This is a genomic window from Atribacterota bacterium, assembly GCA_028703475.1.
Classification (GTDB): domain Bacteria; phylum Atribacterota; class Phoenicimicrobiia; order Phoenicimicrobiales; family Stramentimicrobiaceae; genus JAQVMU01.
Genome location: JAQVMU010000010.1, coordinates 1 through 15,792, shown reverse-complemented (window position 1 = coordinate 15,792; position 15,792 = coordinate 1). Strand labels below are relative to the sequence as shown.

At 33.8% G+C, this 15,792-nt stretch carries 14 protein-coding genes; 4 read left to right on the top strand and 10 right to left on the bottom strand.

Annotated elements, in window-relative coordinates:
• Positions 1–68: 68 nt before the first annotated feature.
• The 7 genes from PHQ99_02320 to PHQ99_02290 form a co-directional block, all read right to left on the bottom strand.
• On the bottom strand, positions 69–1,124 hold the full coding sequence (locus tag PHQ99_02320; protein MDD4288413.1) for a class I fructose-bisphosphate aldolase: 1,056 nt from the start codon (positions 1,122–1,124) through the stop codon (positions 69–71).
• Positions 1,125–1,212: 88 nt separating this feature from the next.
• The gene (locus PHQ99_02315) at positions 1,213–1,833 is read right to left on the bottom strand and encodes a hypothetical protein (GenBank protein ID MDD4288412.1); all 621 of its coding nucleotides are present in this window, start codon (positions 1,831–1,833) and stop codon (positions 1,213–1,215) included.
• A 104-nt stretch (positions 1,834–1,937) separates the two neighbouring features.
• A complete protein-coding gene (fdhF, locus tag PHQ99_02310) occupies positions 1,938–4,013 on the bottom strand; it encodes a formate dehydrogenase subunit alpha (protein MDD4288411.1) in 2,076 nt (691 codons plus the stop codon).
• Positions 4,010–4,909, bottom strand: a complete 900-nt coding sequence (locus PHQ99_02305) for a heterodisulfide reductase-related iron-sulfur binding cluster (GenBank protein ID MDD4288410.1) — start codon at positions 4,907–4,909, stop codon at positions 4,010–4,012. Before PHQ99_02305 ends, fdhF begins: the two co-directional genes overlap by 4 nt.
• Positions 4,909–5,394: a hypothetical protein gene (locus PHQ99_02300; protein ID MDD4288409.1), complete on the bottom strand. Its 486-nt coding sequence runs from the start codon at positions 5,392–5,394 to the stop codon at positions 4,909–4,911. Before PHQ99_02300 ends, PHQ99_02305 begins: the two co-directional genes overlap by 1 nt.
• 252 nt (positions 5,395–5,646) lie before the next feature.
• Positions 5,647–5,982, bottom strand: coding sequence for a carboxymuconolactone decarboxylase family protein (locus tag PHQ99_02295; GenBank protein ID MDD4288408.1), 336 nt, complete (start codon positions 5,980–5,982; stop codon positions 5,647–5,649).
• A gap of 85 nt (positions 5,983–6,067) precedes the next feature.
• A complete protein-coding gene (locus PHQ99_02290; protein ID MDD4288407.1) occupies positions 6,068–7,579 on the bottom strand; it encodes a PEGA domain-containing protein in 1,512 nt (503 codons plus the stop codon).
• Positions 7,580–7,961: 382 nt separating this feature from the next.
• Between PHQ99_02290 and PHQ99_02285 the strand changes: the two genes are divergently transcribed.
• Positions 7,962–8,237 (top strand): HU family DNA-binding protein, encoded by a 276-nt coding sequence (locus PHQ99_02285; GenBank protein MDD4288406.1) that lies wholly within the window; start codon positions 7,962–7,964, stop codon positions 8,235–8,237.
• Between the two features lie 77 nt (positions 8,238–8,314).
• On the opposite strand, the gene PHQ99_02280 is transcribed toward PHQ99_02285, so the two are convergent.
• The 3 genes from PHQ99_02280 to PHQ99_02270 all read right to left on the bottom strand — a co-directional run bounded on the left by PHQ99_02280 (position 8,315) and on the right by PHQ99_02270 (position 10,712).
• Entirely contained in the window at positions 8,315–8,824 is a 510-nt protein-coding gene (locus tag PHQ99_02280; GenBank protein ID MDD4288405.1) for an Asp23/Gls24 family envelope stress response protein, read from the bottom strand.
• A gap of 63 nt (positions 8,825–8,887) precedes the next feature.
• Entirely contained in the window at positions 8,888–9,148 is a 261-nt protein-coding gene (locus PHQ99_02275; protein MDD4288404.1) for a stage V sporulation protein S, read from the bottom strand.
• A 202-nt stretch (positions 9,149–9,350) separates the two neighbouring features.
• The gene (locus tag PHQ99_02270) at positions 9,351–10,712 is read right to left on the bottom strand and encodes a radical SAM protein (protein MDD4288403.1); all 1,362 of its coding nucleotides are present in this window, start codon (positions 10,710–10,712) and stop codon (positions 9,351–9,353) included.
• A 453-nt stretch (positions 10,713–11,165) separates the two neighbouring features.
• Between PHQ99_02270 and trkA the strand changes: the two genes are divergently transcribed.
• The 3 genes from trkA to PHQ99_02255 all read left to right on the top strand — a co-directional run bounded on the left by trkA (position 11,166) and on the right by PHQ99_02255 (position 15,497).
• Positions 11,166–12,518 (top strand): Trk system potassium transporter TrkA, encoded by a 1,353-nt coding sequence (gene trkA, locus PHQ99_02265; protein ID MDD4288402.1) that lies wholly within the window; start codon positions 11,166–11,168, stop codon positions 12,516–12,518.
• Between the two features lie 2 nt (positions 12,519–12,520).
• Complete coding sequence (locus PHQ99_02260) at positions 12,521–13,966, top strand: TrkH family potassium uptake protein (GenBank protein MDD4288401.1); 1,446 nt, start codon at positions 12,521–12,523, stop codon at positions 13,964–13,966.
• 418 nt (positions 13,967–14,384) lie between these two features.
• On the top strand, positions 14,385–15,497 hold the full coding sequence (locus PHQ99_02255; GenBank protein MDD4288400.1) for an ATP-grasp domain-containing protein: 1,113 nt from the start codon (positions 14,385–14,387) through the stop codon (positions 15,495–15,497).
• Positions 15,498–15,792 lie beyond the last annotated feature (295 nt).

Below are 15,792 nucleotides of genomic sequence, written 5' to 3'. Positions count from 1 at the left end.
TACATGTCTGATTAGTTAATTTATTCTATATTCTAATTGCTATGCTATTTGCTATTATCTTCACATTATTACGCTATATCAATCTCTTTGCAAAGATATACATCCTGAATGGCATGGAATATTTTTACGCCCTCTTCCATCGGTTTTTGGAATGTTTTTCTTCCTGAAATAACGCCCATTCCCCCTGCTCTTTTATTGATAATGGCAGTTTTAACTGCCTGCTCTAAATCATTTTTACCAGAAGGTCCTCCGGAATTAATCAAACCGATTCTTCCCATAAAACAATTTGCAATCTGGTAACGGGTAAGGTCAATCGGGTGATCAGTTGTCAGCTTTTCATAGACTAAGGGACTTGTTTTTCCAAATCCGATAGCCTGGTATCCGCCATTGTTGGTTGGTTGTTTCTGTTTTATCAAATCTGCTTCGATAGTTGCTCCCAGATAATTTGCCTGGCCTGTCAAATCTGCCGAAGCATGGTAATCTACTCCGTCTTTTTTAAAATCAGAATTTCTTAAATAACACCATAACACGGTAAACATTCCCAGTTGGTGTGCCAGCATAAAGGCTGAAGATACCTCTTCAATCTGATCCCTGGATTCTTCTGAGCCAAAGTATATAGTTGCACCTACCCCGCGAGCACCCATGTCATATGCCTGTTCAACTGATGCAAACATTCTTTGATCATAATAGTTTGGATAAGACAATAATTCATTATGGTTTAATTTTACAATAAAAGGTATCTTATCTGCATATTTATTAGATACCAGTCCAAGTATACCTAATGTTGAAGCTACTGCATTACAGCCACCCTCAATTGCCAGTTTAACAATATTTTCCGGATCAAAATAGATGGGATTGGGAGCAAATGATGCCCCTGCTGAGTGTTCAATTCCCTGATCGACCGGGAGTATTGAGAGATAGCCGGTTCCGCTTAATCTACCATGGTTAAACAGATGTTTTAAATTTTGTCTCACCTGGTTTGAGCGATCGGATATGTTAAAAATACGTTCAACAAAATCAGGTCCGGGTAAGTGAATCTGTTCTTTGGGAATAGTATTGCATGTGTGGTTCAATAAATACCCGGCATCGTCACTGATTATATCTTTAATTTCCTGATAATTCATTTTTTTCCTCCCTTTATCTTTTTTAGGTTTTAATTTCCTGTTTATTCAATTATAAATCATTGTTTCTATTCTTTAAATCCACTATTTGTCAAATATCATCAATATTTTGAAAAATATTCAATATATCTGCAATATTTGATATCTCTATAACCTGCCAATACCCGCTCATGTCTCTCATTTTGACTTCAACAATAAAATTAGTCTTATTGGATTCATCATAATAAGTTAATCCGATATAAGCAGTATCTCCGGCTATTTTTGTATAGTTAATGGATTGCCGATCCCATTGAGAAGGATCTATTTTGTCTCTGATTAAATTCATAACCAGTTCCGAGATACCGTTTTGATTATCCGGACTGCTGCCTGGCCATTGTCCTGTAGAAATATAACTAAGCACTTCTTTTTTAACCATTTCCTTTATGTTTGGTTTCACCACTGAAAGAAGGCTGCTTCCTATTTCGTTACGAATTTCACTCCATCGGCTACCAGTTGTTTCTCCTGAAGTATAAAAATTCCAGGTTTGCTCTATTATGCCGTCTACTGTCGCATCCAGGTCAACATATTTATTAAAGGCAGTCACGTTATTTTCTTCCATGGCGTCTTCTAATTTCTTTAAAGAATACTGTGGTGATATTAATACCCTCCAAAGAAATACTCCTATAATAACGATAATTAATAAAAATATTACCGCGTATACTATTTTTTTCATAAAACCTGTCCTTCTTGTTATTTTTTTCAGAAAATTATTTTTACTTATACTTTTATTTTAAGCTAACTAATATTTTTAACTTCTTATCTGGTATTTTATTTTGTCTACTGAATCTTTTTTATTTGAGCTGCACACACTTTTAATTCCGGTATTTTTGCAATAGGGTCTAAGGCTGCATTAGTAAGAATATTGGCAGCTGCTTCCTCAAAATGAAATGGAATAAATATTAAACCCGGACTAACTTTGTGTGTTAAACGGGCTTTAATACTAATTTCCCCTCTTCTGGTAATAACTTTTACCATTTCTTTTTCTTTAATATAAAGCCTGTCTGCATCTACTTTTGATATTTCCACATAACCTTCCGGAACACGTTCATTTAAAGTTTTTGATCTTCGACTCATTGTACCGGTATGGAAATGCCATAAAGTTCTTCCTGTAGAAAGAACAAATGGAAACTCATCATCAGGCAACTCAACCGGCCCTTTGAAGGATATCGGGGAAAAGTATCCTTTGCCTCTTGAAAAATTTCCATCTTTGTGTAAATAAACTGTTCCAGGGTGATTAATATTAGGACAGGGCCATTGTAAACCAGCTTCATTTTCCTGTAATCGTTCCCAGGTAATTCCACAATAAATCGGGGTAATATGGTTAATTTCTGCTAATATTTCGCTGCTTTTTTGATAATTCAATCCCGAATAACCCATTTTCTCAGCAATTAGTCCGATAATCTGCCAGTCTGCTTTGCTGTTTCCTACGGGCTCTATAGCCTTTCTAACAATCTGAACTCTTCTCTCTGTACTGGTAAATGTACCTTCCTTTTCTGCAAAAGAAGCTGCCGGTAGAATAACATCTGCTAACTCAGCTGTTGGGGTCATAAAAATATCCTGTACAACCAGAAATGTTTTTTGTAAGGCTTCCCGAACATGATTACTGTCAGGGTCACTCATCAGTGGGTTTTCGCCCATCACATATAATGCCTTTAATTCTCCCTGATCTGCTGCATCAATCATTTCCATAACAGTTAAACCTGTTTCGTCATCCATTTCATCCTGGTCTATACCCCACTCACTGGCAAATTTTTGTTGAATTTCTTTGTTATTTACAGGTTGATATCCTGTAAAGACATTGGGTAAAGCACCCATGTCACAGGCACCCTGAACATTATTTTGTCCACGTAATGGATTAACTCCTGTAGCCCATCTACCTACATTTCCGCATAACATCTGCAAATTAGCTGTACTTTTTACATTATCGACACCATTGCTGTGTTGAGTAATCCCCATCGAATAAATAAGATAAGTGTTTTTCCCTTTTCCAATAATTCGAGCTGCTTCAATAATCTTTTCTTCAGGGACACCGGTAATCAGAGACGCTCTCTGCGGGGTCATTTTCATAACTTCTTCTTTGAAAACATCAAAGTTTTCACAATGTTTTCCAATAAATTGTTCATCGTGCATGTTTTCTTGAATTATTACATTCATAATACCATTTAATAGAGCCACATCTGTTCCGGGCCGATGATGCATAGCAATACCATTATTATCTTCTGCAAGCTCAGCCAGGGGGATAACCCGGGGATCAGCAACAATTAACCTGGCCCCTTTTCTTAGTGCTTCTAAAACTCGTGCACCTATCAGAGGGTGTTGTTCATTAGTATTTGAACCAATCACAAAAATAACCTCTGCATCAACAATTTCCTCAATAGAATTTGTCATAGCCCCTGATCCAAAAGACGCTCCAAGTCCTACAACAGTCGAGGAATGACACAATCTGGCACAATGGTCAACATTGTTTGTTTTTAGAACAGCACGGGCAAATTTTTGCATGACATAGTTTTCTTCATTAGTACATTTTGCGGAACTTAAACAACCGATTATTTTTTTATTGCCATTGTTTTCTTCCATAATCTTTTTAAATTTATCAGAAATATAATCTATAGCTTTTCCCCAGCTGACATTTTCCCATTGCCCGTTAATATCTTTTATCATAGGATTAGTTAATCTATCCGGGTGATTGATAAATTCATGTACACTCCAGCCCTTTATGCATAGTTTTCCTCTGCCGGGATTAAATGAAGGAGGCATCACAGGTTTTGTATCAACAACCTTTCCGTTTATCGATTTCAGCCATAACTGACATCCTGTTCCGCAATATACACATGTTGTCTTTGTCTTGTTCATTTGCTTTTTCCTCCTTGCACATTTAATCCAAATGGGCTTTTTACCCGATGAAAATTATAGCCAATATCATCAAGTGTTCTTCCCATTGCCAGGGCTATTATTTCTATGGAAAATAATATTGGAAGAGGATTTTCCTTTAATTCCGGAAAATCCCGGGAAGCAATAAATTGGCCGGTATCAAATTGGATAAAACAAGAGGGACAGGAAGTACTTATAATTTGAGCACCAGATTTCCGGGCATCAATAATCTTACTTTTAATGCAATTATTGGAAGCTTCTTTTTCTCCCGCTAATCCAAGAGAAACGCCACAACAATCATTTTTTGTAAGATAATCTATTGGTGTGGCTCCTAATGTTTCAATAAAGTTATCATAAAATTCAGGGTCAACAGGATTATCAAATTTAAGTATTTCATTTGGCATAAGGATGTGACAACCCGGATGCCCCGCAACTTTCAATTCAATTAAAGGGGTTTTTATTCTTTTTTTTAAATTTTCCAACCCGATATCTTCTTTTAAAACCTGTAAAAAATGTTTAACCTTTACAGTTCCCTTAAACTCTTTGCCTGTTTCTTTTAATATCTCATTTATTCTATTTTTCAGGTCATTATCATTTTTTAATTTATGATTAGCTATTGCCAGGGTATTTTCACAGCCATTACAGAGTGTCATTATATCCATTTGTTTTTCTTCAGCAACTGCTATGTTACGGGCTGCCGCAGAAAGCCAGAAGAGTTGATTTGCACCCTGAATCCTAATAGGATCAGGACAGCAGGTAAATTCATCTGTCTCAGTCAAATTTATATCTATCTCTGGTAAAACCTCAAAGGATAATTTTTCAATAGCGGGTAAACTGGCTGGTATGGTACATCCTTTAAAAAATAAATAATTTAACATTATTCTTTCTCCTGCTCTTGTGACAAGCCTGTTTTTCTTGCGATTATATTTAATTCTTTACTTGCTTTTTCATTTTTTACAAGCTCTTTTAAGCCTGCCCTTTTCCTGGCCATATTGGCAAATTTTAGACCATAAACAGTAGATTCCAACAAAAGCTGTTCTACCAGACGATATATAATTTCAGGAGCCAGCCCTTCCTGATAAGCCTTTTCTTTTAAATTGGTAAAAACATCGGTTGGGTTAGTATCCTGTGGACAGGTAATGACACATTTTTCACAGGCACAACACATCCAGACATCATGTAAAGCCTCTGGCTTTTCAGCTTCAAAGAGCTGGGTTACAAAAGAATCTTCTATATTGTATCGTTTTACAAATTGAGTAATGGGGCAAAATTTCGAGCAGGTTGAACATTTAAAACATACTTCCGTGGATTTATCTTTTTTTAGTATTTCGTTTTTATCATATTTTAACTTTATTACTTCCATAGACCTCTCCTATACTAATAGATAGTAACCAGGTACTCTGTTTGCCTTTATATATTTCATATACTTTCAGGATAAATATTGAAAATTCTATATCTATTACTTTTCTTATTATAATATTAATTATGGTATTCTCAAAATTAATAATTAAAAAGCAGGTTAGTTTGACTAACCTGCTTTTTAATTATTATACATTGTTAAATTATTTTAATTATTATGTAAATATTTCTTTGCCGTATACTTCATCTTATCCTTTTATTTTACTTCCAATTCGTCCAATAATGGCAATAGTTCTGTTGCTGTATATGCAACTGCGGGACCACCACCCATAAAGACTGCAACACTTGCTGCTTCTAATATTTCTGCACGACTTGCATTTGCTTTGACTGCTTCAGCTGCATGAAATTGTATGCATGGCTTACATCTGATTGCTATTCCTATTGCAAGAGCCATTAGCTCTTTTGTCTTATGATTAAGAATGCCATCTTTTACGCATTCCTGATCCAGCTTCATAAATGCACTCATAACTGATGGCATTTCTTTGCCCATTTGTCCCATTTGCTTTTCTAATTTTTTTAGTTCTCCGTTCATTATAAATCTCCTCATTTTTTAATTATTGTATATATATTCAATAATCAAATAATAATATTGCTTTATATATTTTGCAAGCAATAAATTAATTTCCGGCTCTGATTAAATTACAAAATACTGAGGTTGTCTCTCCGGCATAGACCCTGATTTCGTCTAACCAGGTACGGAATCCGTCTTTAATTACTGCAATTTCATAAATTCCTTCTTCTAATTCATCAATAATTCTTGCCTGATTAGCAGATGTAGTTGCCATGTAAACACCATTTACAAATATCCTGGCATTACTCTCATTACAATTAATGGCAATAGATCCATTTTTTTGTTCGGGCTCCATTCTTATATTGATGTAATTAATCTGTCCGGGTGTGATTCTTATATTAGTTATATAGTCTAAATATCCCTCTTTTGTAATCAGTAGTTCATGGCTTCCTTCTCTTATATTATCAATTCTAACAGTTCTATTAATAGAAGTTCTTCGCTGATATTCTCCATTTAGATAGATCATTGCATTATCTACATTACTGTCAATTTCCAAACTGCCTGTCTGAATAATTCTCTCTAAATTTACATTTACCTGTACTCTCTGGTTTGGTCTTACCTGTACCCTCTGCGTCCAGTCCTGATATCCACCCAGGGTAACCCTTATATCATGAGAACCTTCTGTAACCTGTTCCAGTATTACATTTCTATTTCTTTCTGAAATTCCTTTGTACTGGCCATCCAGGTAGATTCTTGCATTGTCCTGATCGGCTCTGACAGAAATTGAACCATATTGTTGCATCCTATCCAAATCAGCATGTATAGTCGTAGCCCTGTTAGGATTAATGGTAATTCTTCGTGCCCAGACTAGATAACCCGGGCTCTCAACACGCATTTCATAATCTCCTACTCTTACCTGATCCATGGAAAGAGGTGTTTTACCTGCATATCTTTCACCAAGATAAACATCAGAGCCGGATGGAACCGAGCTGACCCTCAATTGTCCGGTCTGTGCAGAACGGTCTATTACTTGGTAATGCAACGTTTCACTGGTTACCCAGGTCTGGGGGGAAGCATTCGTTAAAATTCCTCTGATTCTTCTCGTAAACAAATCAATGCCTTCACCAATTATCGGATAATTTCTTTCTGACAGTGCTCTCTCCATTTCCCGGGATACAATAATATTTTCCCTGGTTGCAAATCCCTGTATGTACTCAATGCCGGTTGGGGTACCTGGTTCAATTACACCATCAATATGATATTCTTTATTTGCCTCTATTAAGCTGTTCCTTTGAAATTGATTGGGGAATAACAGACGGATATTGCCACGACTGTCATATCCGAATATTGTTACATATGCACTCTTTGACGATCTAAAAGTAATCCTTATTCTCTCACCAGGAGCATAAGTTGCACCAGCTCCTTTATCTAATCTTAAACTCAGGGCAAAATCAGGCCTGGGGTTAATAATCTGGATACTTTTTTTTATCTCTTCTTGAGCGCTTCCCGTAAATGCAGTTATACTAAGCAGGAATAATAAAAGAAACAGGCACATCATTGCAAAAAAGAATAATTTTAAATAACCACTCTCTTTTTCTTTTCTGTTAAATGCTATCATATTTTAATTATCCTCCTTGAATATGTAAAAATATTATCTTTGTATCTATTTTTTATTAAATTATATCATAACTTTCTTTGAAAAACATTCTATACAAAATACATAAACTGTATTGTTTTCTTAAAAAGACTTAATTATTTATGTTATATCATTCTTTTATTAATATTTTTATAAGGTATATTTTCTATTTTTTAAAATATCATTATGAAAAAATGAGTAATTTATAGCTGTAATACCTATTTTTTAAGGAAAAACAGTAAAAACAATTGACAAAACCATATCTTTTTAATATTCTGAATGTAAATGTTATTTATATTTTAAAAATACAAAGTAATATGAGGCTTGCATAAATATTTTTATTTAAGAAGGGAGGTGCTCAATTTTGAATAAAAGTGAACTTATTGATAAAGTAGCATGTGATAGAGGTGTGACTAAGGCTCATGCCAAGGCGGCAGTTGAATGTGTTTTTGATAATATTGCCGAAGCTTTGGCTAGAAAAGAATCTGTAAGGTTAGTTGGTTTTGGAACTTTTGGGGTTAGAGAGAGAGCTGCAAGAAATGCTCGAAACCCAAGAACCGGTGAAAGTATTTCTCTACCTGAAGCAAGCGTACCATTCTTTAAGGCTGGCAAAGAATTAAAAGAGAAAGTTAATCAATAAATTATATTTTACTAAGCAGGCCTGTTTTGATTAAAAAAGTAAAACATGCCTGCTTTATTTTTTGTCTTATGAATGCCTTACGAAGATTGATTTTTTGCATTTTTCTTTGTCATTTTTATTCCCATAATATTAATATCTACCGATTTAACCATAATTCCGGTATTCTTTTCAATCTCTTTCTTTACGGCATCCTGCAAGTTTTTTGCCACATCAATAATTATTGAGCCATATTCAACAATAACTGAAATATATGCTGACATCTGATTGTTATTTATTAAATCTACTTTAATTCCTTCTTCCATTTCCTTGGCACCGAGAAGTGTTCCAAAACCCCCTTTTGAGTGGGCAACTAAATCTGCCACTCCATCTGTATTAACTGCAATCCGGTTGACAACAGTAGCCAGCACCTCGGGAGCAATTTTAATTTCTCCTAAGTTATCCTTCCGGGTATTCTCTTTTGTAGGAATAATTGTTTTTGGTTTTTCCTTTATTTTTGTTTTCGGTTTTTCCTTTTCACTTTTTTTATCAGATAGATTAATCTTTTCTTTTTCTTTATTTTTTTCTATTAATTTGTCAGCTTCCTGCATGATAGATACTCCTTGTAAATCAATCAATAAAATTTTAGAAAATTGTTATAATTAAAAACTATTTTAGTTGGGTGTTACTAACAATTTTATTGCAGTACGTTCATCGCCTTCAATTTCAACATCCACAAAAGCAGGAATACAAACAAGGTCAATACCACTGGTAGCTGTATATCCCCGCGCTATGGCAATAGCCTTAATTGCCTGGTTAACCGCGCCTGCACCAATTGCCTGTAACTCAACTCTGCCTTCTTCTCTAATCACCCCGGCAAGTGCACCTGCAACCGCCTTCGGACTTGACTTTGAAGATACTTTTAACAATTCCATCTAAAACCTCCATAACTATCCATAACCATATACCAACTTTTGTTCATTCTTTTAAAAAATCTCTACACTATTCTGTTACTTCTTTTATGCTCCTTGATTTAAATACTTCCTATTCTCCGTTTCGGCCACCTCCTAACCTCCTAAAAATTGTTAATAGTATTTCACAATTTCATTATAACAAAATTAGTAATTAAATAAAAATTTATTCAGATTTATATTTTTGAATTATATTCTTTAACTGTTGATATTTTTGTTCATCAATATCTGGTGAATTATAAGGCATTAATGCATCATTATGCCATAACGGGTCAACTGGTTCAGTTAATTTGAAATTCTTAATCGCTTCACTCCAGATTTTTGTACCCGGAATGGGTGAGTATTTTGTTAGGTAGGGTTTTATCCCTGTATCCATAACAAAATGGATTGAATTAAGAATACTATTATAACTTTGTCCGGGCAAGCCAATAAGGACATAGGCACGTATTTGTTCGTTGGAAAAGCCTGCTTTTAATAAGTTTTGGACAGCTTTTCTAAAACCTGAATTGTTTATTTTCCCACCGGTTTCTTTCTGTAATTTATCATCAGATGTCTCAAAACCCAACCATATTCCTTCAAATCTGTTTTCCTTCATCAACTCTGCAACCGTGCTGGTTATCAGATTTGCATGGACAGCATTGGGAGTATAAAAGCTAATACTCATATTGCTTTTTTTTATCATTTTCATCAAAGGGATAAACCGGGATTCCGGGTTATATAAAAGTGCATCATCATAAAAAATAAATCTGTTAACCCCTGTTTTGTAGTTTAAATATTCAATTTCTTCAAAAACATGAGATGGATGTCTGAAATCCATCTCAGGACTTATCAGATGAGATGCACAATAACTGCATTGAAAAGGACATCCCTGGCCGGTGAACAGGCAAATATAATCAAGTTTCTCATATAAATCCCAGGCGGGGTAAGGAAATTTTTTTAAACATATGTTATTATTTACAGGGTTTACTATCTCAAATGCAACCGGTGAACTGGATATATCTGCCAATATTTTGAATAGAAAAGGAAGTTGATAATTTTTTAAAACAATATCTGCCCGTGAGAACTGGACTGCATGCTCATAACATAATGTTGCATATATGCCACCTAAGATTACCGGACAACCAGGAAAATACTCTTTTACCAGTTCTATTATCCTGAATACCCCCGGATACCAATAGGTCATAATTGAAGTTACCAGAATTGCGTCAGGTTTTTCAGCATGCTTTAGTTTTTCACAAAAAATATCTTCAGTTATGCCATAACGGCTATAATTCCGCGGAATATGTTCAAGTATTGCCGGTTTATCAACTTTTGTTTTAAAAAATGAACCTGATCCATTTTTTTTATTTGCAGGAGAGGAAAGGTTTTGCAGTTTCAATAATTCTTTGTCATATCGATCCGTACAATCAATGAAATCTACTAAATATCCCGATTTTCTTAAAATAGAAGCAATATATAATAACCCTAATGGTTTTGACCAGAAATCATATGCAGTAAAATCATATATCCATGGATTAATAAGTAACAAGTGGGGTTTTTTCTTCGTAATAATCAGGTTGTCCCCTCTCTTTCTTCTGTTATCAAATATTATATTCCAACTAATGAAATTATATCAAAAATGCTTTAAAAGTAAACATTCATACGTTACAATGAGCATGAACCATTTTTATTATATCTTTCCACTGCACATCGAATGTCCGGAAAGTTGACAAAAGTATAAAAAGGGTATAAAATGCCCTCGAATGCTTAAAATATAATAAAGCTTAAATGTAATTTGAGGATAATAATGATCAGGAATATCCATTTGAATATACTTTGGATATTTTGCAATTTAACTAACCAAACATCTGTTATGAAAAAAGAAAATATTGAATTATTTTAATGAGAAACTATCTGAAAATAGTTTCTCATTTTATCTTTAACAGTAATTTATCAATCAAAAATACATAATTTTAAATGCAATATATTAGAGGTGAATATTGTGAAAATTATTATTATCGGAGCCGGCAAGGTAGGTAGCCAGATAGCACAGACCCTCTCATCTGAAAATCATGATGTAACTATTATTGATAAAAGAGAAGATATTCGGCAGGAACTGGATAATAACCTGGATATAATGACTATTGTTGGGAACGGCGCCAATGTAAGAATTTTAGAGCAGGCAGGAATTAAAGAAGCTGATATGCTTATCGCGGTTACCCGCTCTGATGAAGTCAACATGATAGCCTGTATGACTGCCAAGCAATTTAATGTTGAAAAGAAAATTGCCCGCATAAGAAACAGCGATTATATGTATCCCAATTCTCTTTCCAAAGAAAAATTGGGAATTGATTTTGTAATTAACCCTGAAAAAGTTACTGCCAAAGAAATTATAAGACTCCTGAAAACCCCTGCCAATGTAAGTGAAGCACAGGATTTTGCAGGTAACAGGATTTCTTTATATGGTTTAAAAATAGAAGAAAATTGCCCATGTATTAATAAAAAAATAAAGGATATCAATTTTGGAACAAACACCCTACTGGCATCAATTTATCGTGATGATAAATTAATTATCCCAAGCGGTGATGACGAATTACTTATTGATGATAAAGTATATATATTGCTTAAAAAGGAAAGCTACGAAGACTTGGATTTGTTATGCAATAAACAAACCTGTTCTATGCAGGATGTACTTATTCTGGGAGGAAGTAATATAGGTATCCAGACTGCTTCTTTATTAAACAAAATTGGTATAAAAACTAAACTTATTGAAGTCAATAAAGCAAAATGTGAAAAAATTGCAGAAACATTGCCTCAAACTCTTGTTATTAATGGAGATGGAACAAATATTGACCTTTTAAAAGAAGAAGGAATTGAAACAATAGATGGTTTTGTGGCTGTTACCGGTTATGATGAGGAAAATTTGCTGGTATCTCTTTTGGCCAAACATCTGGGAACCAAAAAAGTAGTAGCCAAGATTAGCCGGACTAATTATATACCGATATTAGAAAAAATAGGAATTAACGCAATTGTAAACCCTCGACTGACTACTGCCTCTGAAATATTGCGTTTCTTGAAACGCGGTGAAATGATTTCATTAACCCTTTTAAAAGAAGGAGGAGCAGAAGTAATAGAATTAATTACCCATGAATACAGTAAAGTGATTGGTAAGCCTTTGAAATCGATTGATCTTCCCAATAATACAATTATTGGGGCTATTATTCGAAAGGAGGATATTATTATACCTCACGGAGAAGACACTATACAGGTTGATGATAAATTATTAATATTTGCAAAGGCATCAGAGATTATAAAAGTTGAACAGCTTTTTAATGGAAGAAGGAGTAAAAAGTAGAAGTGAAATATAAAGTTGTTCTTCACACCTTAGGAACAATAATATTCTTTTTGGGCATAAGTATGGTTTTTCCATTATTTTATGCAATTTATTATCAGGAAAACTCAACTATATATGCTTTTATCTCCTCAATGATTGTTACATCGCTTTCCGGGTTATTTTTACAGTATACATTTATACCCGAAAATGGCATAGGAAGAAAAGAAGGATTTGCAATAGCCGGATTTGGATGGATAACAGCTGCAGCTTTTGGCTCATTTCCCTTTATTTTTAGTGGTACCATTACTAACTTTATTGATGCCTATTTTGAATCAATGTCAGGCTTTACTACTACAGGAGCTACGGTGCTTGAAGCAATCGAGGGTAACCCCTTGTCAGTTCTTTTCTGGAGAGACCAGATACAATGGATGGGCGGTATGGGGATTATTGTACTTGTGGTTGCTATCTTACCGGCATTAGGCGTAGGGGGTATGCAGCTTTTTAAATCAGAGGTCCCCGGTCCTGAGCCGGATAAATTAAAACCCAGAATAAAGGAAACCGCTAAATTATTGTACCTGGTTTATATTCTTATTTCTGCTCTTCAAGTTGCCTGTTTATATTTTACTGGAATGCCGCTGTATGATGCTATTACTAACATGTTCGGCACAATGTGTACCGGGGGTTTTTCACCAAAAAACCTCAGTATTGGACATTATAACAATCCTACTTTTGATGTAATTATAATTATTTTTATGTTCATTGCAGGTGCCAACTTTACTCTCCACTATAAAGTATTACACGGAGACCTGAAAAGTCTTTTTAAGGATCGTGAATTCCTCTTCTATTTAGGAGTAATAGTTTTATCAACGATTACTATCACTACACAGTTACGGCTTTATGTTTATAATTCACTTTTAACAGCATTAAGATATGCAACTTTTCAAGTAGTGTCTGTAACTACTACAACCGGATTTGTTACAGCTGATTATGACCAATGGCCTGATCTGTCAAAGGCAATTTTACTAATTTTAATGTTTATTGGAGGTTGTGCAGGATCTACGGGCGGAGCAATAAAAAATATACGGGTTCTTATTCTGTTAAAAAAAGCAAGTCGTGAATTTCAAAAAATACTGCATCCGCGTGCCATTACCCCTATTCACATAGGTGATAAAAAAATATCAGATGAGGTTGTCAGCAATATCACTGCATTTTTTTTATTGTACATGATTATCTTTATTGTCTGCACTTTGATTATGACAACACTGGGACTGGATTTGATCAGCGCCTTGTCCTCAGTTGCGGCTACTTTAGGTAATGTTGGACCCGGACTTGGTTTAGTCGGTCCAACCCAGAATTATGCTTTTATTCCTCCTATAGGAAAAATAATATTATCAATATGCATGCTTTTAGGCCGCTTAGAGATCTACACTGTTTTAGTTTTGGTTGTCCCGGAATTCTGGAGAAAATAATTTTTTATATACCATTATGTAAATAGTGTTTATGGTTGACTTTGCATTTTTCAACAAAAATATAGTATAATAATCTTGCTTATTTTAACTTTAATTGGTTATTTTTTAATAATAAGGAGGCATGCTAATGATAACAGTCAATGCAAATTCCAACAGATTAAGGGATATCCTTTTTTTAAACTTATCCAATCGATTCTTTCCAGTTTACTGGCAATTCTATTTTTATTAAGCCTTTTTTATACAATTCATTATTACCCTTTTCTTTTAACATTTATTAATACTAAAGATTTCTATTATTTTAAATTAAATTAAATGAAATTATATTTATAAATAAAGAATTGGTACAAATCTTTAAAGTTATAATTTTCCTTACATCTTAGCATCTTTACAAAATATCTTTTAAAGGAAGGTGAATTTATTGCAGAAAAATGTTCTATTTCTCTACAATCAGGTAAGTAAAAAATATAAATATGGTTTATTTCGTGAATGTACTCTTGACAAGGATGTGAAGGCTATCAGAGAAGCATTAATTAAAACAAAAGACAATATATTATCTTTAGACCTTTATAATCATGAGCAGTTGGATAATTTTATTGCTGAAAATAAACCTATAAATTTTGCTTTTGTTTTAGCAGAAGGATATAAAGATTACCCGCAAACATTGTATAATGGTTTTGGTGCTTCCCGGGTACGGGAACAACTTAAAAAACATGGTATTCCATCCAGTCATGCCAGTATAGAAAGTATGGAGATATGCCGAAATAAGGATTTTACATACAAAAAATTACAGGAAAATAATATTCCCATTCCAAATTTCTTTGTATTTGATTCTCATAACCGATTTAGAAAAAAAGATTTTCTCAAAGAAATCAATCGTATTGGCTACCCTTTAATGATTAAGCCTGCAGGGGGTGGTGATAGTATTGGTATAACCTCTAAATCAGTTGTCCACAATTTAATTGAGTTAAAAAATAAAATTGAAACCCTTAAAAGAACATTAGGTCCGGAGAAATTGATTCTGGAACAGTATTTACCAGGACAGGAATATACAGTCGGTATTTTGGGAAGTGACACGAAATATATACTTCCGATTATAGCTTTCCCAATAGATTGGGGAATCCGTTATACCAGAACAAAAAACAAAGAATACCGAATGCAGAGCAAATTTAAAATTATTGATCATAAACATCCTTTATTTTCAAGCATTGTAGATATTTCTGTTAACAGTTTTATAGCCGTTAAAGCAAGTGATGTTATCCGGCTGGATATTAAAAAAGATACAGATGGAAATCTATATGTCATTGATATCAACGGAACCCCTGCCCTTTCATTAAACGGTTCATTAACATTTATGGCAAGCAAAGTAGGATTGTCACATAGCCAGTTAATTAAAATTATTTTTTATGAAAGCATGGTAAGAAATAATCTGGCACCCAGCAGATATCTGGAAGAAGTAATTGAACCTCTTAAAAAAAGACTATATCCTCATAAAGGCGATAATCTTATAGAGGTATTTTCTGAGGATGAATAATAACAAAAGTGATTAGAATAAATATGTTTTATATCTAATCACTTTCTTAAAAGTATTTTAATGATATAATAATATTTTTTATATAATACTCTTTTAACACTTTTATAATTAAAAGTGTTAAAAGATCTTTTTGGAAATCCTTAAAAAGTTTTAATGCCTAACTAAACATTAACTTTTAAAATATTTTTCCCTTCATCGAAAATATAACAAAATTATAAATATGCAGCTTAAATATTAAGACACTAATTTTGAAAATAAATTATGCCATAATCATTTCTTTAGCAAAATACCGGTA